This is a genomic window from Pseudomonas aeruginosa, from assembly GCF_001457615.1.
Lineage (GTDB): Bacteria > Pseudomonadota > Gammaproteobacteria > Pseudomonadales > Pseudomonadaceae > Pseudomonas > Pseudomonas aeruginosa.
Genome location: NZ_LN831024.1, coordinates 1,671,536 through 1,697,904, shown reverse-complemented (window position 1 = coordinate 1,697,904; position 26,369 = coordinate 1,671,536). Strand labels below are relative to the sequence as shown.

Sequence of the window (26,369 nt, the reverse complement as noted above, 5' to 3'; positions counted from 1 at the left end):
GGCTTCTCCTAGGGGGCGACCTGGTACTGGAAGCGATCGGCGCGGCTGATCGACTGGGCCAGTTCCACCGGTTGGCCGGTACGGTCGCGGGACAGGGTGAGGACGGTGAGCAACGGCGCATGGCGGGGCATCAGCAGGCGCGCCGCCTCCTCGCGATTGGGCAGGCGCGCACCGATCAGGCTGTAGGTGCGGGTCAGCGGCAGGCCTTTGTCGGCCAGGTAGCGACGCAGCGAACCGCCCTGGTAGTCGGCGAGCAGCTCGCTGCGGGAAACGGCGTAGCAATGGCGGATCAGGCTCACTGGCTGTCCGTCGAGGTAACGCAGGGTGGTCACTTCCAGCACCCGCCCGCCCTCGCCGATCCCCAGGTGGGTGGCCTCGGCGGCGCCGGCCGGACGCTGGCGCGCCTCCAGCAGCCGGGCCTCGACCCGGTGGCCCTGGGCCGAGAGCGACTCGGTGTAGGCGTTGGCGGCGCCCATCGGGTAGATCGTCGGCGCCTCCAGGACCTGGGTGCCCTTGCCCTGGCGCCGCAGCACGCGGCCTTCGAGCACCAGTTCGTCGAGCGCCCGGCGCAGGGTATGGCGGTTCACCGCGAAGCGCTGGGCCAGCTGGATCTCGCCGGGCAGGTAGTCGCCGGGGCGGTAGGCCAGCAGTTCCTGGCGCAGCCGTTCGGCCAGTTCGCGGTACAGCGGTTCGCTTTGTCTAGACAAGTGCATGGTTTGGAAAGGGCGCACCAGGCGCCCTCCTCGCGTCGTCAGATGAACAGCTTGCGCAGGCGTTGTGACAGAACGTCGATCAGGCTCACCACCACGATGATCACGATCAGCACGGCGCAGGTCTGGCCGAACTGGAAGCCGCGGATGGCCTCCCAGAGGATCACGCCGATGCCGCCGGCGCCGACCATCCCGACCACGGTGGCGGAACGTACGTTGGACTCGAAGCGGTACAGCGAATAGGAGATCCACAGCGGCAGGACCTGCGGGATGACCCCGAAGATGACCTCCTGCAGGGCGCTGGCACCGGTGGCGCGGACGCCTTCGACCGGACCGGGGTCGATCGCCTCGACCGCCTCGGCGAAGAGCTTGGCGAGCACCCCGGTGGTACTGATGAACAGCGCCAGCACGCCGGCGAACGGGCCCAGGCCGACGGCGACCACGAAGAGCATGGCGAAGACCATCTCGTTGATCGAACGGCAGGCATCCATCACCCGCCGCACCGGCTGGTAGACCCACCAGGGCACGATGTTCTCGGAAGCCAGGATCGACAGCGGGATGGCGCAGACGATCGCCAGCACCGTGCCCCAGAGGGCGATCTGCACGGTGACCAGCATCTCGCTGAGGTAGAGCTTCCAGTTGCCGAAGTCCGGCGGGAAGAAGTCGGCGGCGAAGGTCGCCATGTTGCCGGCGTCGCGGAACAGCACGGCCGGGTTCATTTCCGCGCCCTTCCAGGACCAGGCGAGGATGGCGAGGAACAGGCCCCAGCCGACCAGGCGTCCCCAGGATGGCTTGCCGGTGGCGGCCGCCGCGGCAGTGGTGCTCAGAGTGCTCATATCGGGAATCTCGACAGCGGTATTGGCGAATCGGGTGGGGCGCGGCGCCGGCCGCGCCCGGGGTGGATCAGCCGGCGTTGGCGGCGGTTTTCTGCTCGCGCTCGGCCATGCGTTTCTCCAGCTTGGCCAGCTCCTCGTCGAGGGCCTTCAGCTTGGCGGCCTTCTCTTCGGCGCCGAGGTTGGCGTTGTTCGCCACGTCGGTGCGCTGCTTGAACAGCTCGAGCTGGCGGATCGGCAGCAACTGGTCGTCGTCGGAGGGCTGGAACTTCGACCATTGCAGGTCGGCGAGGACCTTCTTCTGCTCGGCGTTGGCGCCGTACTTGAAGAAGAAGTCGCGCAGCTTGTTCTTCTGCTCGTCGCTCAGGTTGTTGCGCCACACCAGCGGGTCGCCCGGGATCAGCGGCGACTTCCAGATCACCTTGAGCTGCCTGGCCTTCTCCGGCTGGGTCAATTCCAGGCGCTCCATGCCCTCGGTATTGAAGGTGGCGACGTCGACCTGCTTGTTGGCCACCGCCAGGGCGTTGACCTCATGGCTGGAGTTGAGGGTGCGCTTGAAGGCCTTGACCGGGTCGACGTTGTTCTTGGCGAACACGTAGTAGCCGGGCACCAGGTAGCCGGACGTGGAGTTCGGATCGCCGTTGCCGAAGGTCAGGCTCTTGGCGTTCGCCAACATGTCCTCGAGGCTGTCGATCTTGCTGTCCTTGTTGGCGATCAGCAGGCTCCAGTAGCCCGGCGCGCCACTGGCGGCGACGGTCTGGGCGAAGATCTCGCCGTGGGCGCGATCCACCGCTTCCATGGCGGCCTTGTTGCCGTACCAGGCGATGTCGACCTTGTCGAAACGCATGCCCTGGATGATCCCGGCGTAGTCGGGGGCGAAGAAGGCCTTCACCTGGTAGCCGGTCTGCTGGCTCATGTCCTTGAGGAAGGGTTCCCAGATGCTCTTGAGGTTCTGCGACGACTCGGTGGAGATGATCCCGAAATTGATCACCGGCTGGTCGGCGTGCGCCATCCCGGCAAGGGAGCCGGCGAGCAGGGCGGAAGCCGCGAGCACACGACTGAAGCGTTTCAACATGGAGAGAACTCCTGGGCAGGGTTTGGCGGGTTTTTATGCGGTTCGAATGACGTCAGGCGCGCGCGAGGGTCAGTTCCGGCTGGCTCTCCGCCCCGCGCCGGGCACGGTCGGAAAACAGCAGCGGGGTGTCCCCTTCGGCGCCGTAGAGTTCGTTGAGGAAGCCTTCGGAAAGGTGCTCGCTGCTGCCGTCGAAGAGGATCCGGCCGCCCTTCAGGGCCACCGCGCGCGGGCAATAGCGCAACGCGTAGTCGACCTGATGCAGGGTCACCACCACGGTCTTGCCGTCGTGGCGGTTGATATCGGCGAGGATGTCCATCACCTTGCGCGCCGACTCCGGGTCGAGCGAGGCGATCGGTTCGTCGGCGAGAATCACCTCGGCCTTCTGGGTCAGGGCGCGGGCGATGGCCACGCGCTGCTGCTGGCCGCCGGAAAGGGTCGAGGCGCGCTGCCCGGCGAAATCGGCCAGGCCGACCCGTGCCAGCGCTTCCAGGGCCTGGCGCTTCTGCTCGGCGCTGAACAGCCCCAGCGAACCGCGCCAGCGCGGCATGCGACCGAGGAAGCCGAGCAGGACGTTGTCCAGCACGCTGAGGCGGTTGACCAGGTTGAACTGCTGGAAGATGTAGCCGATGTCGGCGCGCAGGCGACGCACTTCGCCGCTCAGGCGGCCGGACGCCTGCAGGCGGCGACCCAGCACGTCGATGCTGCCGCCGTTGTCGCGGTCGCAGCGGGCAAGCCCGGCGACGTGACGCAGGAGCGTGGATTTGCCGGAGCCGGATGCACCGATCAACGCCACCATCTCGCCCGCCTGGATCTCCAGCCTCAGGTTGAAAAGCGCCTGCTTGCGGGCAAAGGTCTTGTTCAGGCTGTCGACACGGATCACCGCGCTCATCGTTCTCCCTCCAATCGGTTGCACGAAGACGCCAGCGGCGCCATCTGGTGTAGACCAAGATAGAAGGAGACTGTGTCAGCCCGGTGAAGTGACGATGACAGTCGAGTGACAATCCCTTGAACGACCGGTGGTCAGAAGGCCATCATCCAACCCCCAGTAAAAAACTAGGCTTTTGCTGAATCGCTCGCATTTCAGATAGCTGGTACTGGCAAAACGCCGGCACGCAACGCACAATTGACGTCAACTAATTGTTGTTTCCGAAATAACAGACTGAACGGCTAGCGGAAATCGTGGTCATAGGCCCGAGAACAATGAACGCTTCCTCGGCACCGCTTTTCCCTGACTCTACAGGTTCAATGTATGCGCCCACTGAAACAGGCAACTCCTACCTACTCCAGCCGTACCGCTGACAAATTCGTCGTTCGTCTGCCCGAGGGCATGCGTGAGCAGATCGCAGAAGTCGCTCGCAGCCATCACCGCAGCATGAACTCCGAGATCATCGCCCGACTCGAGCAGAGCCTGCTCCAGGAAGGGGCGCTGCAAGACAATCTCGGTGTTCGCCTGGACAGCCCGGAACTCAGCCTGCACGAGCGCGAGCTGCTGCAGCGTTTCCGCCAGCTGACCCACCGTCAGCAGAACGCGCTGGTCGCCCTGATCGCACACGATGCGGAGCTGGCCCAGGCCTGAGCGCCGAAGCCCACGCGTAGCGCTTGAAATGGCCGGCATTCGCCGGCTTTTTCTTTATGGATGGCCAAACCATGGGCGAGTAACCGCAAGGCGGTTATCCGCCGGCCCCTGTAGCGGTGGCGTTATCCCTCCAACGCCACGAGGGAGAGCCGAATGAGCTATCGCCTGGCCGCCGATGCCCTGGTCTGGCTGCACCTGGGCTTCATCCTGTTCGTCCTGTTCGGCGGCCTGCTGCCGTTGCGCTGGCCACGCCTGGCCTGGCTGCACCTGCCGGCGGTGGCCTGGGGCTGCGCGGTGGAGTTTCTCGGCCTGCCCTGTCCGCTGACCCCGCTGGAGAATCGTCTGCGCCGGGCCGCCGGGGACGCCGGCTACAGCGGCGGCTTCGTCGAGCACTACCTGTTGCCGCTGATCTATCCCGCCGGCCTGACCCCGGCGGTGCAGTGGATCCTTGGCGCCATCGTTCTGCTGCTCAACCTGATCGTCTACCTGTATCTGTTGCATCGCCGCGGTAGCCGCTGAGCCACGGATGCCACGTCATTCCGTACCTGGATAATGCTGCGCCGGCAGCGAGGCGAATCGTAGGCTGGTCTCCCCTGCCCAGCCCGGAGTCATTCCCATGCATCCCTATTTCAGTCTCGCCGGTCGCGTCGCCCTGGTCACCGGCGGCAGCCGCGGCATCGGCCAGATGATCGCCCAGGGTCTTCTCGAAGCCGGCGCCCGCGTCTTCATCTGCGCACGTGACGCAGAGGCCTGCGCCGACACCGCCACACGCCTCTCGGCCTACGGCGACTGCCAGGCGATCCCCGCCGACCTTTCCAGCGAAGCCGGTGCCCGGCGCCTGGCGGAGGCGCTCGGCGGACTCAGCGCGCGGCTGGATATCCTGGTGAACAACGCCGGCACCAGTTGGGGCGCAGCGCTGGAAAGCTATCCGGTGTCCGGCTGGGAAAAGGTCATGCAGCTCAATGTCACCTCGGTGTTTTCCTGCATCCAGCAACTGCTGCCGCTGCTGCGCCGCTCGGCCAGCGCGGAGAACCCGGCGCGGGTGATCAACATCGGCTCGGTGGCGGGCATCAGCGCCATGGGCGAACAAGCCTATGCCTACGGGCCGAGCAAGGCCGCGCTGCATCAACTGTCGCGGATGCTGGCGAAGGAACTGGTCGGCGAGCACATCAATGTCAATGTGATCGCTCCCGGACGCTTTCCGAGCCGCATGACCCGTCACATCGCCAATGACCCGCAGGCACTGGAGGCGGACAGCGCGTCGATTCCCATGGGCCGCTGGGGTCGCCCGGAGGAGATGGCGGCGCTGGCGATCAGCCTGGCCGGCACCGCCGGCGCCTACATGACCGGCAACGTGATCCCCATCGACGGCGGTTTTCATCTCTGAGCGCCACCAATCCGGGTAACATGACGCCCCCGACCGCTCGCCTCGTCCCGCCATGACCCACAGCGTTTCTCCCATCGGCTACATCCGCTCCTGCTTCATGGAGAAGTTCGCCATCCCGCGCCAGCCGCTGCTCGCGCCGGCGGCGCGGGGGACCCTGGAACTGCTGCCGCCGTTCGACCAGGTGGAAGCGCTGGAAGGCCTGGAGCAGGTCAGCCATGTCTGGCTGCTGTTCCTCTTCCACCAGGCCCTGGAAGACAAGCCGCGACTGAAGGTGCGCCCGCCGCGCCTGGGCGGCAACCGCTCGCTGGGAGTCTTCGCCACCCGCGCCACCCATCGGCCGAACGGCATCGGCCAGTCGGTGGTGCGCCTGGAGGGCTTCGAAGCGGGGCGCCTGTGGCTGTCCGGAATCGACCTGCTCGACGGCACCCCGGTACTCGATATCAAGCCCTACGTACCCTACGCCGACGCCGTGGCCGACGCCCGCAACGGCATCGCCGACGCGCCGCCGCCGGGCATCGCCGTGGAGTGGAGCGAGCAGGCGCGGCGCCAGGCCCATGAGCACGGCCAGCGGTTGCGGCAGCCGGTGGCCGAGCTGATCGAGCAATGCCTGGCGCAGGACCCACGCCCGGCCTACCAGAAGCCGGAGCCCGGGCGCCGCTACGGGGTGCGCCTGTGGGACCTCGACGTGCATTGGCACTACCCGCGCCCGGACCTGATCCGCGTGCTGGACGTCGCCGGCGGCGACTGAGCCTTCTCAGCGCAGCGGATTGAGCGCCAGCGCGTCGCTTTCGAAGACTTCCTGTTCGAGGATCAGCGGCTCGACCAACGGTCGGCTGTCGCGGAAATGCGCGGTGCGGGTGTGCGCCTCGTAGGCCGCGTCATCGCGATAGACCTCGTAGAGATAGACCAGGTCAGGGTCCTGTCGGTCGCGGGAAACGTCGAACACCAGGCAGCCGGGCTCGGTGGACACGGAAGCGGCGGCGTTGACCTGGATGGCATCGATGAAAGCCTCGGCGCAGCCGGGCCTGAGACGGGTCTTGATAAAGATGCAGTACACGGAAACTTCCTTTTGTTTTAGATTTACAAAATTATTGTATACAAAAAAGGAAGCAAGCCCATGTCCGACCGCCCTGCCCGCCCCTCCCGCCTCAACGGCCTGCGTCACCTCGCCCTGCTGGTGCCCAACCTGGAAGAATGCGAGCGCTTCTATGTCGACGTGCTGGGCATGGAAGTGCTGAACCGCGCCAACGAAGACCTGGTGTATCTCACCTGCGGCAACGACAACCTTTCCCTCGGCCGCGCCCACGCTGCCAGCAACGGCCTGCAGACCATGGATCACTACGGCTTCGTCGTCGACAGCGTGGAGGAACTGGAGGCCTGGTACCGTTACCTGAAGGCGCTGGGCGTGACCCTGCTCGACCAACCCTTCGACCACGGCGACGGCGCGCGCAGCTTCCACCTGCTCGACCCGGCGGGCAACAAGGTGCAGCCGCTGTACCATCCAGCGGTATCCGGGCAACGCCTGGCCTGAGCCTCGGGCAGCCCTCTCCCCTCTCCCTGAAGGGAGAGGGGCGACTCGGTACACTGAGTGCCAGCAACCTCGCTTGTTCCTCATCTCCACTTCTTGACTTTCATCAAGCGCGTTCCGCCCCCGCTCCTCCTAGCATCCGGCAACGGAAGCGATTCCACCGCCAGGCGCAGACCCCACCGCAGCGCGGCGTCCCTTTTTTCGCCGGTAGCCAGTAGTAGATGGAACCTATGCGCGCCCTTCGTTTTTCCGCCGGATCGTGGCGGTGTGTCTTCGCCTGGATGCTCCTGCTGGTCGGCCTCGCCGCCCAGGGTGCCGAACTCAGCGAGTTGGAGCGCCTGCGCATCGCCCAGGTATTCCCCGCGGTCGAGCGGATCGGCGACCCCGAAGGCGACTACGGCGTACGCCGCCTGAGCAAGGGCGAGGAAACCCTCGGCTACGCCTTCCAGACCCTCAGCGTCACCGACATCCCGGCTTACTCCGGCAAGCCGATCAACCTGCAGGTGATCCTCGATCCGCAGGCGGTTATCCGCGACGCCTACGTCCTCGAACACCACGAACCGATCCTGCTGATCGGTATCCCGGAAGAGAAGCTGCACGCCTTCAGCGCCAGGTACGACGGCGTGCGCGCCGACCAGCGGGTGGTGGTCGGCCGCTCCAGCGACCCGCAGGCGGTTACCGTCGACGCGGTGAGCGGCGCCACGGTGACGGTGATGGTGGTCAACGAGATCGTCATGCGCGCCGCACATACGGTGGCGGTTTCCCTCGGCCTGATCGAGGACCGCGGCAATGTGCGGCCCAAACCGGCGCAGGTGCGCCAGCAACCGGCAGCGACCGCAAACTGGAGCGAACTGCTCGGCAACGGCGCGATCCGCCGCCTGCAGTTGAGTCGCGGGCAGATCGACGACGCCTTCAAGGGCAGCGAGGCCGAAGGCATCGGCGAAGCCGACGCGGCGCACCGCGACGAGCCGTTCATCGATCTCTACAGCGCCCTGCTCAACCCTCCCGCGGTGGGCCGCAGCCTGCTCGGCGACAACCAGTACCGCGAACTGATGGCGTCGCTGAAGCCAGGCGAATACGCCTTCGTCGTGCTCGGCGACGGCGAGTATTCCTTCAAGGGTTCCGGCTACGTGCGCGGTGGCATCTTCGATCGGGTCCAACTGCGCCAGTTCGGCGACATCATCAGCTTCCGCGACCTCGACTACCAGCGCCTGTCGGACGTCTATGCCGAAGGCATGCCGGAGTTCCGCGAGATGGCGATCTTCGTCGCCCGCGCCAGCCAGCGTTTCGATCCGGGCTCGCCCTGGACCCTGGAGTTGCTCGTGCGGCGCCAGACCGGCCCGGTGGCGGGGGTATTCACCAGCTTCGAGCTGGCCTGCCAGACGCCCGAGGAATACCTGGAGCGGCCGCAGCCAACGGCCGAGGAACTGGCCGCCCTGGAAGAGGCTGCCCGGCCGCTGTGGCTGCGGGTCTGGTACCAGAAGAGTTTCCAGGTCGGGGTCCTCTGTACCGCCCTCGTCCTGCTCCTGGCGATCCTCTTCCTCCAGGACCGCCTGGTGCGACGGCCGCGCCTGATGCAGCGACTGCGCACCGGCTACCTGGCGTTCACCCTGGTCTACCTGGGCTGGTACAGCCTCGGCCAGCTATCGGTGGTCAACGTGCTGACCTTCGTCCACGCGCTGTTCGAAGGCTTCCGCTGGGAGCTGTTCCTCAGCGACCCGCTGCTGTTCATCCTCTGGACCTTCACCGCAGCCAGCCTGCTGCTCTGGGGCCGCGGCGTGTTCTGCGGCTGGCTGTGCCCGTTCGGTGCGCTACAGGAACTGCTCAACGAACTCGCGCGCAAGCTCCGCGTGCCGCAGTTCCAGGTGCCGTTCGCCGTGCACGAGCGGCTCTGGGCGATCAAGTACATCATCCTGCTGGTGCTCTTCGGTCTCTCCCTGGAATCCCTGGCGCTGGCCGAGCAGGCCGCGGAGGTGGAGCCGTTCAAGACCGCCATCACCCTCGGCTTCGACCGCCAGTGGTGGTTCGTCGCCTACGCCGTCGCGCTGCTGGTGGTCAACCTGTTCACCCGCAAGGTCTATTGCCGCTACCTCTGCCCGCTGGGCGCGGCCCTGGCGATCCCGGCCAAGGCGCGCCTGTTCGACTGGCTCAAGCGCCGTGCGGAATGCGGCAGGCCCTGCCAGCTCTGTGCCCGCGAATGCGAGATCCAGGCGATCCATCCCGACGGCCGCATCGAGACCAACGAATGCCACTACTGCCTCGACTGCCAGATGACCTACCACGACCAGGACAAGTGCCCGCCGCTGGTGAACAAGCGCAAGAAGCGCGCGAAGAGCGCGCCGGCGGACAACGCGCGGATACCCGCGGAGAACCTCTGACCTGGCTCCCTTTCCCCTGACTGCCCTTGAGGACGACACGAGATGAGCGACGACACGAAAAGCCCCCACGAAGAAACCCACGGCCTGAACCGCCGCGGCTTCCTCGGCGCCTCGGCGCTGACCGGAGCCGCCGCCCTGGTTGGCGCCAGCGCCCTGGGCAGCGCGGTGGTCGGCCGCGAGGCCCGGGCCGCGGGCAAGGGCGAGCGCAGCAAGGCCGAGGTCGCCCCCGGCGAACTGGATGAGTACTACGGGTTCTGGAGCGGCGGACATTCCGGCGAAGTACGCGTGCTCGGCGTGCCGTCGATGCGCGAGCTGATGCGCATACCGGTGTTCAACGTCGACTCGGCCACCGGCTGGGGCCTGACCAACGAGAGCAAGCGGGTCCTCGGCGACAGCGCGCGCTTCCTCAACGGCGACTGCCACCATCCGCACATCTCGATGACCGACGGCAAGTACGACGGCAAGTACCTGTTCATCAACGACAAGGCCAACAGCCGGGTCGCGCGCATCCGCCTGGACGTCATGAAATGCGACCGCATCGTCACCATTCCCAACGTCCAGGCGATCCACGGCCTGCGCCTGCAAAAGGTGCCGCATACCCGCTACGTGTTCTGCAACGCCGAGTTCATCATCCCCCATCCCAACGACGGCTCGACCTTCGACCTGTCCGGCGACAACGCCTTCACCCTGTACAACGCCATCGACGCCGAGACCATGGAAGTGGCCTGGCAGGTGATCGTCGACGGCAACCTCGACAACACCGACATGGACTACAGCGGCAGGTTCGCCGCCTCCACCTGCTACAACTCGGAAAAGGCCGTCGACCTCGGCGGCATGATGCGCAACGAGCGCGACTGGGTGGTGGTGTTCGACATCCCGCGCATCGAGGCCGAGATCAAGGCGAAGCGCTTCGTCACCCTCGGCGACTCGAAGGTGCCGGTGGTCGACGGCCGGCGCAAGGACGGCAAGGACAGCCCGGTGACCCGCTACATCCCGGTACCGAAGAACCCCCACGGGCTGAACACCTCGCCGGACGGCAAGTACTTCATCGCCAACGGCAAGCTCTCGCCGACCTGCACCATGATCGCCATCGAGCGCCTCGGCGACCTGTTCGCCGGCAAGCTGGCCGACCCGCGCGACGTGGTGGTGGGCGAGCCGGAACTGGGCCTCGGCCCGCTGCACACCACTTTCGATGGCCGAGGCAACGCCTATACCACGCTGTTCATCGACAGCCAGTTGGTGAAGTGGAACCTCGCCGACGCGGTGCGCGCCTACAAGGGCGAGAAGGTCGACTACATCCGCCAGAAGCTCGACGTGCAGTACCAGCCGGGGCACAACCACGCCACTCTGTGCGAGACCAGCGAAGCCGACGGCAAGTGGATCGTGGTGCTCAGCAAGTTCTCCAAGGACCGCTTCCTGCCCACCGGTCCGCTGCACCCGGAGAACGACCAGTTGATCGACATTTCCGGCGAGGAAATGAAGCTGGTCCACGACGGCCCGACCTTCGCCGAACCGCACGATTGCATCCTCGCCCGCCGCGACCAGATCAAGACCCGCAAGATCTGGGACCGCAAGGACCCGTTCTTCGCCGAGACGGTCAAGCGCGCGGAAAAGGACGGCATCGACCTGATGAAGGACAACAAGGTCATCCGCGAGGGCAACAAGGTCCGCGTCTACATGGTCTCGATGGCGCCCTCCTTCGGCCTCACCGAGTTCAAGGTGAAGCAGGGCGACGAAGTCACCGTGACCATCACCAACCTCGACGAGATCGAGGACGTGACCCACGGCTTCGTCATGGTCAACCACGGCGTCTGCATGGAGATCAGCCCGCAACAGACCTCGTCGATCACCTTCGTCGCCGATAAGCCCGGGGTGCACTGGTACTACTGCAGCTGGTTCTGCCACGCCCTGCACATGGAAATGTGCGGGCGGATGCTGGTGGAAAAGGCTTGATCCACGCAGCGCGGTCGATGGCCGGGCGCCGGGCGGGGCCGCTCCTCGCCCTGCTCCTGCTCGGCCTCGCCACGGCCCGCGCGGAGCCGGTCGACGGCCTGCCGCTGCGGGCCGACGGCGATGGCCGCTGGAGCCTGGCGGCGGGCCGCTACGCCGGTAACTTCGTCATCGACCGGCCGCTGCACCTACGCTGCGAGGCCGGCGCCGAACTGGACGGCGGCGGCCACGGCAGTCTGCTGACCCTGACCAGCCCCGGGATCACCGTCGAGGGCTGCCGGCTGCGCAACTGGGGGCGCAACCTGACCGAACTCGACGCCGCGATCTTCGTCGGCAAGGCCGCCAGCGGCGCCGTGATCCGCGGCAACGACCTGCGCGGCGCGGGCTTCGGCGTCTGGCTCGACGCCACGGCGGGCGCGCAGGTGCTCGACAACCGCATCGAGGGCGACGAAAGCGTGCGCTCCCAGGATCGCGGCAACGGCATCCACCTCTATGCGGTGAAGGACGCCCTGGTCCGCGGCAACCGGGTCAGCCACACCCGCGACGGGGTCTACATCGACACCTCCAACGACAGCAGCATCGAAGCCAACCGCTTCGAGGACCTGCGCTACGGCGTGCACTACATGTTCACCCACAACAGCCGGGTGACCGACAACCTGACCCGGCGCACCCGCACCGGCTACGCGCTGATGCAGAGCCGCAAGCTGACCGTGACCGGCAACCGCTCCATCGACGACGAGAACTACGGCATCCTGATGAACTACATCACCTACTCGACCCTGGCCGGCAACCGCGTCGAGGGCGTGCGCAGCGGCAGCACCGGCGACGCGATGATTTCCGGCGCCGAGGGCAAGGCGCTGTTCATCTACAACTCGCTGTTCAACCGCATCGAAGGCAACAGCTTCGCCGACAGCGCCCTGGGCATCCACCTCACCGCCGGCTCGGAGGACAATCGCATCGCCGGCAACGCCTTCATAGGCAACCGCCAGCAGGTCAAGTACGTCGCCAGCCGCGAGCAGGAGTGGTCCGCCGACGGCCGCGGCAACTACTGGAGCGACTACCTGGGCTGGGACCGCGACGACGACGGTCTCGGCGACGTCGCCTACGAGCCCAACGACAACGTCGACCGGCTGATCTGGCTGTACCCGCAGGTACGCCTGCTGTTGAACAGCCCGAGCATCGAGCTGCTGCGCTGGGTCCAGCGCGCCTTCCCGGTGGTGCGCTCGCCCGGCGTGCGCGACAGCCATCCGCTGATGCGGATGCCCGCCGCGGAGCCGAGGCCGTGAGCCTGGTCGAGATCGACGGCGCGACCCTGCGCTACGGCGCCCTCACCGCCCTGAGCGGGCTCGACCTGCGCCTGGAGCCCGGCGAGGTGCTCGGCCTGCTCGGCCACAACGGCGCCGGCAAGACCACCACCATCAAGCTGGTCCTCGGCCTGCTGGCCCCCAGCGAAGGCCGCGTGCGGGTCCTCGGCCACGATGCGAGGAGCCTGGAGGCGCGCCGCCAGCTCGGCTACCTGCCGGAGAACGTGACCTTCTACCCGCAGCTCAGCGGCGCGGAAACCCTGCGCCACTTCGCCCGCCTCAAGGGCGTGGCGCCGGCCGAAGCCGCGCGCCTGCTGGAACAGGTCGGCCTCGGCCATGCCGCCAGGCGGCGCCTGAAAACCTACTCGAAGGGCATGCGCCAGCGCCTCGGCCTGGCCCAGGCGCTGCTCGGCGAACCGCGCCTGCTGCTGCTCGACGAACCGACGGTGGGCCTCGACCCGCTGGCCACCGTCGAGCTCTACCAATTGCTCGACCGCCTGCGCGGCCAGGGCACCGGGATCGTCCTTTGCTCCCATGTGCTGCCCGGCGTCGAGACGCACATCGACCGCGCCGCGATTCTCGCCGGCGGCCGCCTGCAAGTGGCCGGCAGCCTCGCCGAATTGCGCCGCAAGGCGGCTCTGCCGACCCGCGTGCGCCTGGCCAGCCCGCATAACCCGCAGTGGCTCGAACGCTGGCACCGGGCCGGCCTGGCGGCGCGGAGACTGGACGACCAGCGCATCGAGGTACTGCTGGACGATGCCGAGCGCGACGGCGTGCTGGAAGCGCTGCTGGCCGCGCGCGAGTTCGACCTGGAAATCCTGCCGCCGTCGCTGGAGGACCTCTATCGCCACCACATGTCCCCCGCCCCCGCCGGAGCCACGCCATGCCCGTAGTCTGGACCATCGCCCGCAAGGAACTGGCCGACGGCCTGCGCAATCGCTGGCTGCTGGCGATCAGCCTGCTGTTCGCCCTGCTCTCGGTGGGCATCGCCTGGTTCGGCGCCGCCGCGGCCGGCCAGGTCGGCTTCACTTCGGTGCCGGCGACGGTCGCCAGCCTGACCAGCCTGGCCACCTTCCTGATGCCGCTGATCGCCCTGCTGCTGGCCTACGACGCCATCGTCGGCGAGGAGGAAGGCGGCACCCTGCTGCTGCTCCTGACCTACCCGCTGGGGCGCGGCCAGTTGCTGCTCGGCAAGTTCCTCGGTCACGGCCTGATCCTCGCCCTGGCCACCCTGATCGGCTTCGGCAGCGCGGCGCTGGCGATCCTCGCGCTGGTGCCGGAGGTCGAGGCGGCCATCCTGCTGGGCGCCTTCGGCCGCTTCATGGGTTCCTCGCTGCTGCTCGGCTGCGTGTTCCTCGCCCTGGCCTACGCCCTGAGCAGCCGCGCCAGCGAGAAATCCAGCGCCGCCGGGCAGGCGCTCGGCCTGTGGTTCTTCTTCGTCCTGCTGTTCGACCTGGCCCTGCTGGCGATCCTGGTCCTCAGCCAGGGTCACCTGAGCCCGCGGCTGCTGCCCTGGCTGTTGCTGCTCAACCCGACCGACCTCTACCGGCTGATCAACCTGTCCGGCTTCGACGCAGCCGCCGCCGGCGGGGTGGTTCCCCTGGCCAGCGACCTGCCGGTGTCCGCCAGCGCCCTCTGGCTGGCCCTGGCCCTCTGGGCCTGCGCTGCCCTGGCGCTGGCCCACGGCCTGTTCCGCCGCCGCCCCATCTGACTCACGAGGTTCCGCCATGCAACGTCATACCCTCCCCCTGCGCCCTCTGCTCGGCACGCTCCTGCTCGGCCTGCTGCTGGCCGGCTGCGATGCGTCGCGGGACGACGCCACGGCACTCGGCCCGGTGCCGATCGCCAGCGGCGACGAATGCCACGTCTGCGGCATGCTCATCGAGGAAATGCCCGGTCCCAAGGGCGAGGCGGTGCTTCCCGGCGCGGTGCGCAAGTTCTGCTCCACCGCCGAACTGTTCGGCTGGTGGCTGCAACCGGAAAACCGCCAGGGCCAGGCGCGCCTGTATGTCCACGACATGAGCCAGGCCGACTGGCGGCACCCCGACGATGCCCGCCTGATCGACGCCACCCGCGCCTACTACGTGGTCGGCATCCAGCGGCCGGGCGGCATGGGCGCCACCCTCGCCTCGTTCGCCGACGAAGAGGCCGCGACGCGCCTGGCGGCCGAGGAAGGCGGCCGGGTACTGCGCTTCGACGAGATCGACCAGGCGGTGCTGCAAGGCGTGGGCGGCGACCACCCGCACCGGCACCCGGCGCACTGAGCGGGGGCCGGAAAGCAGAAAGCCCCTGCCGCGGATACGGCAGGGGCTTTCTTCGCCTGGCGCGACGAGGCGCGGCGGAGGCCTACTTCTCGACGAAGGCGCGCTCGATCAGGTAGTCGCCCGGCTCGCCCATGCGCGGCGAGATCTTCAGGCCGAAGCTGTCGAGCACGGCGCTGGTCTCTTCCAGCATGCTCGGGCTGCCGCAGATCATCGCACGGTCGTCCTGCGGATTCATCGGCGGCAGGCCGATGTCCTCGAACAGCTTGCCGCTGCGCATCAGGTCGGTCTGGCGGCCCTGGTTGCGGAACGGCTCGCGGGTCACCAGCGGGTAGTAGATCAGCTTCTCTTTCACCTGGTCGCCGAAGTACTCGTGTTCCGGTAGGACCTTGGTGATGAAGTCGGCGTAGGCCAGTTCGCTGACCCAGCGCACGCCGTGGACCAGGATCACCTTCTCGTAGCGCTCGTAGGTTTCCGGGTCCTGGATCACGCTGAGGAAGGGCGCCATGCCGGTGCCGGTGCTGAGCAGGTAGAGGTGCTTGCCGGGCAGCAGGTCGTCGTGCACCAGGGTGCCGGTCGGCTTGCGGCTGACCATCAGCTCGTCGCCTTCCTTCAGGTGCTGCAGGCGCGAGGTCAGCGGGCCGTCCGGGACCTTGATGCTGAAGAACTCCAGGTGCTCTTCGTAGTTCGGGCTGGCAATGCTGTAGGCGCGCATCAGCGGACGACCGTCGACTTCCAGGCCGATCATCACGAACTGGCCGGTCTTGAAGCGCAGACCCGGGTTGCGGGTGGTCTTGAAGCTGAACAGGGTGTCGTTCCAGTGGTGCACGCTGAGAACGCGCTCGGTGTACAGATTGCTCATCAAAGACTCCTAGGAAAACGCGGGCGCACACCAACAGCAGCAGACGTGACGCAGTTGCGCGGCATTTTATCGGTTGCCAAAATATCCGCAAAATGAATTGTCTGGATAATGCTTATCCAGAATATGGATATGGGATAACACGATATCGGTCGGCCGCCGGCCGCCGAGGGCTCCCATCGCTCCCGCGGACGGGGCGCAAGGATAACCGAGCCAACCCCGCCGACGGAACGGCAAAATGTCGCGGGGCCTTTCGCTCTAGACGAGGAAGCCTGGATGAAATTCACCCTCCGCCAGCTCGAGGTGTTCGTCGCCGTGGCCCAGCAGGAGAGCGTCTCCCGCGCCGCCGAGGGGCTGTCGCTGTCGCAGTCGGCGACCAGCACCTCGCTCGGCGAGCTGGAGCGGCAGTTCGACTGCAAGCTGTTCGACCGCGCCGGCAAGCGCCTGACCCTCAATGCCCTCGGCCGCCAACTGCTGCCGCAGGCGGTGGCGCTGCTCGACCGCGGCGAGGAAATCGAGAACCTGCTCAACGGCAAGACCGCCTTCGGCTCCCTCGACCTCGGCGCCACCCTGACCATCGGCAACTACCTGGCCACGCTGCTGATCGGCGCCTTCATGCAGCGCCAGCCGGACTGCCGGGTGCGCCTGCACGTGCACAACACCGCCCAGGTGGTGCAGCAGGTCGCCCACTACGAGCTGGACCTGGGCCTGATCGAGGGCGACTGCCGGCATCCGGACATCGAGGTGCAACCCTGGATGGAGGACGAACTGGTGGTGTTCTGCGCCCCCCAGCATCCGCTGGCGCGGCGGGGCGGCGCCGACCTGGAACGGCTGACGCGGGAGGCCTGGATCCTCCGCGAGCAGGGCTCCGGCACCCGCCTGACCTTCGACCAGGCCATGCGTCATCACCCGCGGCCGCTGAACATCCGCCTGGAGCTGGAGCACACCGAGGCGATCAAGCGTGCCGTGGAGTCCGGCCTGGGCATCGGCTGCATTTCCCGCCTGGCCCTGCGCGACGCTTTCCGCCGCGGCAGCCTGGTGCCGGTGGAAACGCCCGGCCTGGACCTGCGCCGGCAGTTCTACTTCATCTGGCACAAGCAGAAGTACCAGACTGCGACCATGCGCGAGTTCCTCGACCTGTGCCGCAGCGAGACCGCCGGGATCAGCCGCAGCGACGAGATCGTGCTGCCGCTGATTCCCTGACTCAGTTGGCCAGGGACAGGTTGCCGTCGCGGTACTGGCGGTACGAGGTATAGGGCAGCGCGAGGGTGTCGATCACCCCGGACAGCGCGAAGTCGAGGGCCAGCACCTCGAGGATGCCGTCGGCTTGCGCCGGCGCCACCGGCGACCCGGTCTTCACGTTGAGCCGGCAGAAGGTGTAGCTGACCCCGCTGTACACCCGCGGCAGGCTGGTGCAGGCGGTCGCCTTCAGGCGCAAGTCGTGGGCGGCGCTGGCGTCGTCGCGCACCAGCGTGTTGACGGAACCGCACCCGCCGAGCGTGGCGAGCCCCAGAAGCACCAGCAAAGAAAGCCCCGAACGAAACATTCCTTCATCTCCCTGTGCGAACGCCAGCCGAGTATGGCCGGCCTTGCGCCGCTTCACCAACCCTTGACGTTGTCCCAGCGCCAGTTGCGGTACTGGTACAGCAGCGTACCCAGCAACGCATAGGTGGCGGCCATGCCCAGCAGCACCAGGGCATGGTCGCTGACTTCGCGCAGCGGCAGGTCCATCTGGTTCATCTCGGCGATGGCGCGGATCGCCCAGGTCGAGGGGATCGCGTCGGCCAGCCAGCGTACCCAGTCCGGCATGGCCTGTTCCGGCCAGCTGTAGCCGGCCATGTAGAACAGCGGCAGGGTGATGAAGGTCATGGTCAGGTACACCGATTCCTCGGTGGGCAGCAGCTCGGCGATGAACTCGCTGAGGGCGATCACCGCGATTAGGAACGGCAGGACGATCCCCAGCAGCATGAAGAACGAGGCCGACTGGCGATAGCCCAGCAGGTGCGGCCAGATCACGTAGAAGAGCATCGCCAGCACGGACCAGATCAGCAGTTGCGCGCTGTAGCGGCCGAAGCGGGTCGACAGCGGCTGGCGCATGTAGCGCGGGGTGCCGCCGCGCAGCATGATGTTGCCGCGGGTGCAGCCGAGCAGCAGGCTGTGTTGCAGGATCAGCGACAGCAGCCCCGGAAGGACGATCGCGGCGAAGCTGATGCCGGGGTTGAACAGGTCGGTCAATTGCCCTACCAGCGGGCTCAGCACCACCTGCGCCTGGGTCGCGGTGAAGCCTTCGCGTTCCAGCAGAGCGGCGTTGTAACGGTTGGTCAGCGCGCTGTAGACCGCCGAGATGTCCTGCTGGATCTGGCCGTTGGCCATGCGGTTGGTGGCATCGCCGAAGTACGGGATCACCAGCGCCTCGCCGCGCAGCAGGCGCTTCTCGAAGTTCAGCGGGATCACGATGATCGCGTACAGCTCGCGCCAGGCCAGGTCGCGCTTGGCCTGCGGCAGGCTGTCGTAGCCGACCACGGCGACCTTCGGCGCCGAATCGAGCAGCCGGACCAGCTCGCGCGACACGTCGCTGTGATCCTCGTCGACCACCGCCACCGGCAGGTCGAGGGCGGTGTGGTTCATGTACGGCAGCGAGGTGATGCACACCGAGGCCACGACCATCAGCCACATCGGCTTGGACAGCATGGCCTTCAGGGTTTCCCGGAGGATCTGCAGGTAGTTCTTCATATCGGGCTCAGGTCCAGGCGGCTGCGCAGGCGCATCTTGGCGATCATGTAGGCGATCAGCGGGTACAGCGCCAGCTTGGCGCAGGTGTAGAGCGCCGAACTGGGCGGCGCCTGGCGCAGGAACTGGTCGAACAGGCCGTGCAGGGTGTGGGTCAGCGGCTCGGCCTCGGCGATCACCCGCGCCAGGGTCGGCATCGCCAGTTCCGGGATCAGCACTCCCGAGTAGGTCTGGGCGACGCCGATCAGCATGCCCACCAGCGAATAGGCGGTGAAGCGGTTGGCGGTGAAGACGAACAGCACCAGCCCGACGCTCTGCGCGGCGATCACGTAGAACAGCGTGATCATCAGCATCGCCAGCGGGCTGCCGTTGATGCGCGCGCCGGAGAACGCCACCAGCAGGAAGATTTCCAGCATCAGCAGCGCGGTGAACAGCAGCGTGTAGGGCGCCAGTTTGCCCACCAGGCGTACGCCGAGGGCCTTGGCCCGCAGGATGTGCGGCGAGGAGGCGCGCAGTTCCGGCGCCTCGCGGGCCAGCACATGGACCATGGTGACGATCACGAACAGCTGTAGCAGGTGCACGATGGCGGCGAACTGCTGGTAATAGATGTAGTTGCCGCTGGCATTGAACAGGCTGTCGTAGGACACGCTGATGCTCGCCAGGTGCGGCAGCGCCGCCGGCATCCCGGCGGCCAGGCGCGGACGCAATTCGCCGTTGAGGCTGGCGACCAGCGCCGAGAAGTCCTGGGTGGCGGCGTAGCCGGCCGAATACAGCAGCGCGTTGTAGTACAGCTCGGCCTTCGGCGCGCGCCCGCCGAGCACGTCGGCCTCGAAGTCCGGCGGGATGTAGAGCAAGGCGTAGGCATCGGCCCGACGGATCGCGTCGAGCCCCTCCTGGACGCCGGCGGGAACGGTGATCACCTGGGCGTGGGAGGTCGCGTCGAGGTCGCGGATCAGCTTGCGCGACAGCTGGCTATGGTCCTTGTCGACCACCGCCAGCGGCATGTCCAGCAGGGTACCGGCCTGGTAGACGCCGCTGATCACGCCGAACAGCAGCAGCGGCCAGCACCAGCCGAGCCAGTGGATGGTCCAGCTGCGGCAGGCGATCCGCGTCTCGGTGTTGAACGCCTGGACGAAACGGCTGGCGTTGCGCTTCAGCGCGGCCCACGCCATCGCTCAGTTCGTCCAGCGCCACAGCGCGCTCATGCCCGGGCGCAGGCCGGGTGTCGGCTGCAACGGGTAGAAGCGGGTCTCGAAGGTCTTCAGGTCGAAATCGCCGGTGGCGCGGGTCGCGCGCCTGGTCGAGAAATCGCCCAGCGGGGCGATGTAGCGCAGCTCGGTCTCGACCTCGGCGCCGCCCAGGCCGGGCACCTGCATGACGATGCGGTCGCCCTTGCGCACCTTGGCCAGGATGTCCTCGCGCAGGTTGAAGACGAAGTAGCTGTCGTCCAGCCGCACCAGCGTCAGCAGCGGACTGTAGGCGTTGATCAGTTCGCCCTGTTCGGCGGGGATCGGCCCGACCTCGCCGTTGACCGGCGCGCGCACCTGCAGGTCGTCGATCTGCGCCTGTAGCTCGGCGATCTGCGCGTCGGCCCGGCGCACCGCGGCCTGCAACGCCTGGCGGCGCTCCTCGCGGTCGCCCTTGAGGCCTTCGTCGAGATTGGCCCGCGCCTCGGCGACGCGGTCGCGGGCGACATCGCGCTCACGCCGCGAGAGGTCGAACTGGGTCCGCGAGAGGAAGCCGCGCTCGACCATCTGCTGGTTGCGCTGGAAATCCGACTCGGCGTTGCGCAACTCGGCCTCGGCCTGTGCCAGGCTGGCCTTGAGCGCGCGGATGCTCTCCTCGCGAGTACCGTGGAGCGACTCATCGAGCTGCGCCTGGGCCTGGTTGCGCGCCGCGTGCAGGGCATCGAGCTGGGCTTCCAGCTCGGGGCTGTCGAGGCTGATCAGCAGGTCGCCCTGCTTCACCTCGTCGCCGCGCCGCACGTGCAGCACCTGGACCCGGCCCTTGGCCTTGGAGGAAACGATGACGTTGGTGGCGTCCGCCTCGCCCTGCAACAGCAGGGGCGGATTGTGCAGGCGCAGGTAGAGGGTGATGGCGACGATCGCGAGGATCAGCAGCGGGGTAAAGAGTTTCCATCCCTTCATGGGGCAGGCTTCCTGAACACGACCGGGCGATGGTAGTACATTGCCAGGCCGTTGCGCTGGCCGGAAGCGCGCCGGAGACCGGCTCCGGCGCGGCGACGAATCAGGCTTCCCCTTCGGCGTCCTCGCTCGCCACCCGCCGCGCGGCGGCGCCGTCGGACTTCGCCGAAGGGAAGCGCGCCGAGGCGAAGCGCACCACCAGGATCGCCAGCGCCAGCAGCAGCAACGCCACCGAGACCAGGATGATGCCATCGTCCGGCGTATGGTTGTGCTGGATGTCGGCGATCATCAGGCGGGTCAGCGCGGTCATCGCCACGTAGATCAGGAAGCGCACCGGCATGTGGTTGGTCTTGAAGTAGATACCGACCATCGCGCCCAACTCGAGGTAGATGAACAGCAGGAGGATGTCGTCGATCGACGCATGCCCCTTGTTCACCATCCCCAGGAAAGCCGCGCCCGCCGCCCAGAACACCGTGGCGCCGATGGCGAACAGGGCCAGGTAGTGGAAGGCCTCCACCAGCAGGTTGCCGAGGCTCTCCGCCTGGTGGTGCATGCTTGCGCGCAGGCGCTCGGCCCAATTCTGTTTCATAGCCTCTCCCGACAAAGACGACGGCCACCTGGCCCGAAGCGTGCAAGGCCCAGGCCAAGGCACGTGCGCAGATAGACGTCCGCACGTCGGCGCAGGGTACAGCCCGGCGGTGACAAAGAACTTTCCGGGCGGTACCCAGTCCCAACCAGCACGACAGCATTCAGGTGGTCCACCATGACCGACAGCAGCCCTTTCCAGCTCCTCACCGAGGCCTTCCAGGCCGAGTACCGGGTCAACCTCAGCCTGGAGCGGCCGGACGGCAGCATCGTCCTCACCCTCTCCAACGAACGCGGGGTCGCCGCCAAGCGCCTGATCCGACCGGCGCAACTGCATGACCTGGAACAGTTGCAGCGGATGATCGAGAGCATCCGCTTCGGCATCGCCATCGAAAACGGCACCAGCGCGCCGCAACTGTTGCAGGCGATGACCCAAGGCAAGGCACGCTGGCCGATAGCTATCTGATGGCAGCGGTGACCTGCGCGCGTCCTTCGCCGGCGCCGAAATAGGCAGCCAGCACCGCCAGGTCGCGGTCTTCCAGCACCCCCGCCAGCTGGCGCAGGCGCAGCCAGGCGTTGAGGTAGGCGTAGCGCGCTTCCGCCAGGTCGCGGCGGGCGCCGTAGAACTGCTGTTCGGCGTCCAGCACGTCGCGATTGACCCGCTCCCCGCCGGCGACGCTGCGCCGCGTCGCTGTCACCTGTTCGCGCGCCGCCGCCACCGCCATCTCGTAGGCACGCACCTTGGCCAGGCTGCTGGCGGTCAGGTCGAACTGGCTGTGCAGGTCATTGATCACACTGGCCACCTGGGCATCCAGCTCGGCCTGGGCCTGGGCGTACTTGTCGCCGGCCTGGCGGGTCGCTGCCGACACCCGCCCGCCCTCGAACAGCGGCAGGCTGAGACGCAGGCCGACACTGTCGGTGTCGTATTTCTGCTCGTAGGTGCTTTCCGAAGCCGAGTGCGTCTTGCTGCTGCTGGCGTAGAGGCTGAGCCTGGGCAAGTGGCCGGCACGATTGCGCTCCACCTCGTAGGCTGCCGCCTCCAGCGCATGGCGCTGGGCGCCCAGCTCGGCGCTGCGTTGCAGGGCCACCTGGCGCCAGCCTTCGAAGGTCGCCGGTTGCAGGCGCAGCGCCGGGAAGCGCTCGATGGGCGCGGCCAGTTCGCGATCCTCCAGTGCCTGCCCGAGCATCGCCTCCAGCGTACGCCGCGCCGCCGCCGCGCGATCGCTGGCGGCGATCTCCTCGGCGCGGGTCAGGCTCAGCCGGGCGCGGGTCTCCAGCAGGTCGGTGCGGGTGCCCTCGCCTTCCTCGAAGGCACGCTGGTTGAACGCCAGCTGGGTTTCCAGGGCGCGCCGCTGGGCTTCGGCCAGGACCACCTGCTCGCGGGCGAACAGGGTTTCGCTGTAGGCGGCGAACAGGCGCACCGCCAGTTCCTGGCTGCGCCCGCGGAACTGTTCGTCGGCGAACAGCGCCTGGGCCTCGCCCTGGCGGTAGCGCGCGTAGGCCTCGTAGTCGAACAGCGGCTGCTCCAGGCTGAGGGTCGAGGCGTAGCTGCGATAGTCGCGCTCGACGCGGGCGTCGCCCTGGCTGACGGTGGAGTCGTTGCGCGCCTTGTTGTAGTCGTAGCGCAGGCTCGGCAGCAGGCCGGCACGGCCGATGGCGCGGTTTTCGCTGCCGGCGCGGCGCTCGTGGAGCGCCGCCTGGAAGGTCGGGTCGTGGCGCACCGCCAGTTGGTAGGCGTCCAGCAGGCCCAGCGCCTGGGCCGAAGAGGCCGAAAGCAGCGCGGAGGACAGCAGGCAGGCTCGCAGGCGATTCATTCTTCCCCCAGCGCCAGGTGGGTACGGTCGGCCAGCGGCTTGAACAGGTAGTTCAACAGCGAGCGCTCGCCGCTGCGAACGAAGGCCTCCACCGGCATCCCCGGGCGGATCTCCAGGCCGGCCAGGCGACGTACGCCCTCCTCGCCTACGCGGATGCGCACCCGGTAGTACGGCGCCTCGCTGCGCTCGTCCAGCAGGCGGTCGGCCGAGACCAGGGTCACTTCGCCCTCCACCCGCGGCGTAGTGCTCTGGTTGAAGGCGCTGAACATCAGCTCCACCGGCAGGCCGACGCGGACCTTGTCGACCATCTCCACCGGCAGCCGAGCGTCCACCAGCAGCGGCTGGCGCTCCGGGAGGATTTCCATCAGTTGCTGGCCGGGCGCGATCACGCCGCCCTCGGTGAACACTTCCTGGCCGACCACCTGGCCGGCGACCGGCGCCCGTACCTCGCTGTTGGCCAGGTCGAAGCGCGCGCTGGCCAGGCGATTGCGCAACTCCTCGGCGCGCACCTGGGCGTCGGCCAGGCTGGCGCGCACCTCTTCCTGGAACTTCTCCCGCCGCTGGGCCATGCGCAGGCGCAGTTCGAGGATCTGCCGGCGGGTACTGCCGAGGCTGCCGAGGTCGCCGGCGATCTCGCCGTTGACCTGGGCCAGCAGGCGCTCGCTGTCGAGCAGGCGGTTGCGCGGCACGTAGCCCTCGCTGGCCAGTTGGCGCAGGCCGCGCAACTGTTCCTCGAGGGCGGCGCGCTGCTGCTCCTTGCTGCGCAGCGCGGCTTGCAGGCCGTCCAGTTGCGCCTGGCTGCCGGCGACCGTCTCGGCGAGACCATCGAGTTCCAGGCGCAGCGCCCGCCGACGGCTGTCGTGCAACTGCCGCTGCTGTTCCAGCAGGGTCGGCAGGCGCGGGTCGTCCAGCGCCAGCAGCTCGGCGGGAAACTCGATCCGCGCCTTTTCATCGCGCTCGGCGCTCAGCCGCGCCAGACTCGCCAGCGCCGCCAGGTACTGGGCGAACAGGCCATCGGCCTGGGCCCGGGCCTGGGTAGCGTCCATCTCCAGCAACACCTGTCCTGCCTCCACCCGCTCGCCTTCGTGCACGCGGATGTGCCTGACCAGGCCACCGGTAGGGTGCTGCACGGCCTTGCGGCTACCGGCCACCATCACCGTGCCGGAGACCCCGACACCCTTGTCCAGCGGGGCCAACCCGGCCCACAGGAGAAAGCCGACGAAGCCGAGCAGCACCAGCCCCCAGCCGAGCCGGGAAAAACGCTTCTCGTCCAGTTCCAGCGCCGCGCCGCCGGCGCCGACTTCGCGCAACCGCGCCTGCCCGCTCATCGCGCCGCTCCTCCCGGCACACCGCCGACCGGCATCCCCGGTCCCGGCCGGTAGCCGAAACCGAACGCCGGCGTCGGCCGTGTCGGCGCCGGGGCCGCAGCGGCCGGCGGCGAGGCGCTGGCAAGCACCTCGGCGGTCGCGCCGAAACGCTGCAGGCGCCCGCCATGCAGCAACAACAGCTTGTCGGTCAGCGCCAGCACCGCCGGCTTGTGGGTGACCAGCACCAGGCTGCTGCCGTGCCGGCGCATCGCCGCGATGGCCTCGGCCAGGGCCGCCTCACCCGCCTCGTCGAGGCTGGCATTGGGTTCGTCGAGCACGATCAGCGCCGGTCGCCCGTACAGCGCGCGGGCCAGGCCGATGCGCTGGCGCTGGCCGCCGGAGAGTCCGGCGCCGCCGTCGCCAAGGCGCGTGTCGTAGCCCTGCGGCAGGCGCAGCACCAGGTCGTGCACGCCGGCCAGGCGCGCCGCCGCCACCACCTTCTCGGCATCCACCTCGGCGAAGCGCGCGATGTTCTCGGCGATGCTGCCGGCGAACAGTTGCACGTCCTGGGCCAGGTAGCCGATGTGCGGCCCCAGTGCCGCCGCGCTCCACTGCCGCAGGTCGGCGCCGTCCAGGCGCACCGCGCCGGACAGCGGCTGCCAGGCGCCCACCAGCAAGCGCGCCAGGGTCGACTTGCCGGAACCGGACGGCCCGATCACGCCGAGCGCTTCGCCAGGTTCCAGGGCGAAACCGAGGTCCTGCAACAATGCCTGCTCGCGTCCCGGCGCGGCCGCGCAGAGCCGCTCGACGCGCAACGCGCCGCGCGGCGCCGGTAGCGGCATGCCCAGGGCGGCCGGCGGATTCTCCTCGAGCAGCCGCGCCAGTCGCTGGTAGGCCTGCCGCGCGCCGCTCCACTGGCGCCAGACCGCGATCAACTGGTCGATGGGGCTGAGCACGCGGCCCATCAGGATCGAGCCGGCGATCATCATCCCCGGGGTGATCAGGCCTTCCACCGCCAGCCAGGCGCCGAGGCCGAGCACCAGCGACTGCAGGGCCAGGCGCACGCCCTTGGAGGTCGCGCCGATCGCCGCGCTGCGCTCGCTGCCGAGGTTCTGCCGGGCAAGGAAGGCCTGGTGCTGGGCGAACCAGCGCGCGCGCATGGCCGGCAACATGCCCATTGCCGCCAGGGTTTCCGCCTGGCGCAGGTTGGCCGAGGCCTGCTGGGTGGCGAGGATCGACAGTTGCCCGGCCTCGGCCAGCGGTTCGCGCGAGCGGCTTTCGTTGACCCAGGCAAGCAGCACCAGCAGCAGCGCCCCAACCAGGGCGAGCAGGCCGAGCCAGGGACTGAAGAGGAAGATCACCAGCAGGTAGAGCGGGAACCAGGGCGCGTCGAAGAAGGCGAACAGGGCGTTGCCGGTGAGGAACTGGCGCAGGCTGGTCAGGTCGTTCAGCGCCTGCCCGACGGCCTGCTCGCCGCGCTCCAGGCTGGCGCGGAACGAGGCGTCGTAGATGCGCTGGTTGAGTTGCATGTCGAGCTGGCCGCCGAGGCGGATCACCACCAGGCTGCGCACCCACTCCAGGGCGCCGAGCAGCAGGTAGAGGCCGAGCACCATGAGGGTCAGCATCAGCAGGGTCATGTGGTTGCCGGAGCCGAGCACCCGGTCGTAGACCTGCAGCATGTACAGCGACGGCGCCAGCATCAGCAGGTTGATCACCGCGGTGAACAGCGCGACGCTGCGCAGCGCCGGGCGGAAGCGGCCGAGGGTGGCGAGGATTTCATTGCGCGGCGAGGCCGGCCGGAGCTTCATCGGAGTCGGGTCCTGTGGGTGTCCGGGCCGCGAGCGGGCCCGGAGGACATTGCGGCAGTCTCCACTTGCCGGGCACGGCCGGCGGAGGAACAATCCGGGGCCGCCGTCGCCACGGGTGCG

The 26,369-nt window shown here is 68.0% G+C and carries 27 protein-coding genes; 13 read left to right on the top strand and 14 right to left on the bottom strand.

Going from position 1 to position 26,369, the window contains the following annotated elements; all coding sequences use genetic code 11:
- Positions 1-8 precede the first annotated feature (8 nt).
- From phnF to phnC, 4 genes are all read right to left on the bottom strand, one after another.
- Positions 9-731, bottom strand: a complete 723-nt coding sequence (gene phnF, locus AT700_RS07865) for a phosphonate metabolism transcriptional regulator PhnF (protein WP_016253124.1) — start codon at positions 729-731, stop codon at positions 9-11.
- Between the two features lie 20 nt (positions 732-751).
- Entirely contained in the window at positions 752-1,546 is a 795-nt protein-coding gene (gene phnE / locus AT700_RS07860) for a phosphonate ABC transporter, permease protein PhnE (protein WP_003091793.1), read from the bottom strand.
- A 67-nt stretch (positions 1,547-1,613) separates the two neighbouring features.
- Positions 1,614-2,618, bottom strand: a complete 1,005-nt coding sequence (gene phnD, locus AT700_RS07855) for a phosphonate ABC transporter substrate-binding protein (RefSeq protein WP_003113119.1) — start codon at positions 2,616-2,618, stop codon at positions 1,614-1,616.
- A gap of 52 nt (positions 2,619-2,670) precedes the next feature.
- Positions 2,671-3,507, bottom strand: a complete 837-nt coding sequence (gene phnC, locus AT700_RS07850) for a phosphonate ABC transporter ATP-binding protein (protein WP_003098696.1) — start codon at positions 3,505-3,507, stop codon at positions 2,671-2,673.
- Positions 3,508-3,867: 360 nt separating this feature from the next.
- On the opposite strand from phnC, the gene amrZ reads away from it, so the two are divergent.
- The 4 genes from amrZ to tsaA all read left to right on the top strand — a co-directional run bounded on the left by amrZ (position 3,868) and on the right by tsaA (position 6,329).
- On the top strand, positions 3,868-4,194 hold the full coding sequence (gene amrZ, locus AT700_RS07845; RefSeq protein WP_003091802.1) for a transcriptional regulator AmrZ: 327 nt from the start codon (positions 3,868-3,870) through the stop codon (positions 4,192-4,194).
- A 153-nt stretch (positions 4,195-4,347) separates the two neighbouring features.
- On the top strand, positions 4,348-4,713 hold the full coding sequence (locus AT700_RS07840; protein ID WP_004365945.1) for a DUF2784 domain-containing protein: 366 nt from the start codon (positions 4,348-4,350) through the stop codon (positions 4,711-4,713).
- A 97-nt stretch (positions 4,714-4,810) separates the two neighbouring features.
- Positions 4,811-5,581 (top strand): 3-oxoacyl-ACP reductase RhlG, encoded by a 771-nt coding sequence (gene rhlG, locus AT700_RS07835; RefSeq protein WP_003117561.1) that lies wholly within the window; start codon positions 4,811-4,813, stop codon positions 5,579-5,581.
- Positions 5,582-5,633: 52 nt separating this feature from the next.
- The gene (gene tsaA / locus AT700_RS07830; RefSeq protein ID WP_003113115.1) at positions 5,634-6,329 is read left to right on the top strand and encodes a tRNA (N6-threonylcarbamoyladenosine(37)-N6)-methyltransferase TrmO; all 696 of its coding nucleotides are present in this window, start codon (positions 5,634-5,636) and stop codon (positions 6,327-6,329) included.
- Positions 6,330-6,335: 6 nt separating this feature from the next.
- On the opposite strand, the gene AT700_RS07825 is transcribed toward tsaA, so the two are convergent.
- Positions 6,336-6,638, bottom strand: coding sequence for a putative quinol monooxygenase (locus AT700_RS07825; protein WP_003098690.1), 303 nt, complete (start codon positions 6,636-6,638; stop codon positions 6,336-6,338).
- Positions 6,639-6,698: 60 nt separating this feature from the next.
- On the opposite strand from AT700_RS07825, the gene AT700_RS07820 reads away from it, so the two are divergent.
- The 7 genes from AT700_RS07820 to AT700_RS07790 all read left to right on the top strand — a co-directional run bounded on the left by AT700_RS07820 (position 6,699) and on the right by AT700_RS07790 (position 15,005).
- Positions 6,699-7,112 carry a VOC family protein gene (locus AT700_RS07820; protein WP_003098688.1) on the top strand — a complete coding sequence of 138 codons (414 nt, stop codon included), beginning with the start codon at positions 6,699-6,701 and terminating at the stop codon, positions 7,110-7,112.
- Positions 7,113-7,339: 227 nt separating this feature from the next.
- Positions 7,340-9,487 (top strand): transcriptional regulator NosR, encoded by a 2,148-nt coding sequence (gene nosR / locus AT700_RS07815; RefSeq protein ID WP_048520859.1) that lies wholly within the window; start codon positions 7,340-7,342, stop codon positions 9,485-9,487.
- A gap of 42 nt (positions 9,488-9,529) precedes the next feature.
- A complete protein-coding gene (nosZ, locus tag AT700_RS07810; protein ID WP_003098686.1) occupies positions 9,530-11,440 on the top strand; it encodes a TAT-dependent nitrous-oxide reductase in 1,911 nt (636 codons plus the stop codon).
- Positions 11,437-12,723, top strand: coding sequence for a nitrous oxide reductase family maturation protein NosD (locus AT700_RS07805; RefSeq protein WP_024947175.1), 1,287 nt, complete (start codon positions 11,437-11,439; stop codon positions 12,721-12,723). The genes nosZ and AT700_RS07805 overlap by 4 nt, the downstream gene beginning before the upstream one ends.
- Positions 12,720-13,634 carry an ABC transporter ATP-binding protein gene (locus AT700_RS07800; protein ID WP_003113111.1) on the top strand — a complete coding sequence of 305 codons (915 nt, stop codon included), beginning with the start codon at positions 12,720-12,722 and terminating at the stop codon, positions 13,632-13,634. The genes AT700_RS07805 and AT700_RS07800 overlap by 4 nt, the downstream gene beginning before the upstream one ends.
- Entirely contained in the window at positions 13,625-14,452 is an 828-nt protein-coding gene (locus AT700_RS07795; RefSeq protein ID WP_003098680.1) for an ABC transporter permease, read from the top strand. The genes AT700_RS07800 and AT700_RS07795 overlap by 10 nt, the downstream gene beginning before the upstream one ends.
- A gap of 16 nt (positions 14,453-14,468) precedes the next feature.
- A complete protein-coding gene (locus AT700_RS07790) occupies positions 14,469-15,005 on the top strand; it encodes a nitrous oxide reductase accessory protein NosL (protein WP_003091829.1) in 537 nt (178 codons plus the stop codon).
- A gap of 82 nt (positions 15,006-15,087) precedes the next feature.
- Here AT700_RS07790 and fpr read toward each other — a convergent pair whose 3' ends face one another.
- Positions 15,088-15,864, bottom strand: coding sequence for a ferredoxin-NADP reductase (fpr, locus tag AT700_RS07785; RefSeq protein WP_003091832.1), 777 nt, complete (start codon positions 15,862-15,864; stop codon positions 15,088-15,090).
- 273 nt (positions 15,865-16,137) lie between these two features.
- Between fpr and AT700_RS07780 the strand changes: the two genes are divergently transcribed.
- The gene (locus AT700_RS07780; protein WP_003091833.1) at positions 16,138-17,064 is read left to right on the top strand and encodes a LysR family transcriptional regulator; all 927 of its coding nucleotides are present in this window, start codon (positions 16,138-16,140) and stop codon (positions 17,062-17,064) included.
- A 1-nt stretch (position 17,065) separates the two neighbouring features.
- On the opposite strand, the gene AT700_RS07775 is transcribed toward AT700_RS07780, so the two are convergent.
- The 5 genes from AT700_RS07775 to AT700_RS07755 form a co-directional block, all read right to left on the bottom strand.
- Positions 17,066-17,407 carry a YceK/YidQ family lipoprotein gene (locus tag AT700_RS07775; protein ID WP_003098676.1) on the bottom strand — a complete coding sequence of 114 codons (342 nt, stop codon included), beginning with the start codon at positions 17,405-17,407 and terminating at the stop codon, positions 17,066-17,068.
- 53 nt (positions 17,408-17,460) lie between these two features.
- Positions 17,461-18,594 carry an ABC transporter permease gene (locus AT700_RS07770; RefSeq protein WP_003119608.1) on the bottom strand — a complete coding sequence of 378 codons (1,134 nt, stop codon included), beginning with the start codon at positions 18,592-18,594 and terminating at the stop codon, positions 17,461-17,463.
- Positions 18,591-19,763, bottom strand: a complete 1,173-nt coding sequence (locus AT700_RS07765) for an ABC transporter permease (protein WP_003130238.1) — start codon at positions 19,761-19,763, stop codon at positions 18,591-18,593. The genes AT700_RS07770 and AT700_RS07765 overlap by 4 nt, the downstream gene beginning before the upstream one ends.
- 3 nt (positions 19,764-19,766) lie before the next feature.
- Positions 19,767-20,738, bottom strand: a complete 972-nt coding sequence (locus AT700_RS07760; RefSeq protein ID WP_003091837.1) for an HlyD family secretion protein — start codon at positions 20,736-20,738, stop codon at positions 19,767-19,769.
- Positions 20,739-20,838: 100 nt separating this feature from the next.
- Positions 20,839-21,324, bottom strand: coding sequence for a phosphate-starvation-inducible protein PsiE (locus tag AT700_RS07755; protein WP_003091838.1), 486 nt, complete (start codon positions 21,322-21,324; stop codon positions 20,839-20,841).
- A gap of 174 nt (positions 21,325-21,498) precedes the next feature.
- Here AT700_RS07755 and AT700_RS07750 point away from each other — a divergent pair, with 174 nt between their 5' ends.
- Positions 21,499-21,786 carry a DUF3509 domain-containing protein gene (locus AT700_RS07750; protein ID WP_003091839.1) on the top strand — a complete coding sequence of 96 codons (288 nt, stop codon included), beginning with the start codon at positions 21,499-21,501 and terminating at the stop codon, positions 21,784-21,786.
- Here AT700_RS07750 and AT700_RS07745 read toward each other — a convergent pair.
- Genes AT700_RS07745 through AT700_RS07735 form a run of 3 tightly spaced genes read right to left on the bottom strand, consistent with a single transcriptional unit; the run spans position 21,779 to position 26,249 of the window.
- The gene (locus tag AT700_RS07745; protein WP_003113107.1) at positions 21,779-23,134 is read right to left on the bottom strand and encodes a TolC family outer membrane protein; all 1,356 of its coding nucleotides are present in this window, start codon (positions 23,132-23,134) and stop codon (positions 21,779-21,781) included. The genes AT700_RS07750 and AT700_RS07745 overlap by 8 nt on opposite strands.
- A complete protein-coding gene (locus AT700_RS07740; RefSeq protein ID WP_048520857.1) occupies positions 23,131-24,462 on the bottom strand; it encodes an HlyD family type I secretion periplasmic adaptor subunit in 1,332 nt (443 codons plus the stop codon). The genes AT700_RS07745 and AT700_RS07740 overlap by 4 nt, the downstream gene beginning before the upstream one ends.
- Positions 24,459-26,249, bottom strand: coding sequence for a type I secretion system permease/ATPase (locus AT700_RS07735; RefSeq protein WP_003453185.1), 1,791 nt, complete (start codon positions 26,247-26,249; stop codon positions 24,459-24,461). Before AT700_RS07735 ends, AT700_RS07740 begins: the two co-directional genes overlap by 4 nt.
- Between the last annotated feature and the right edge of the window lie 120 nt (positions 26,250-26,369).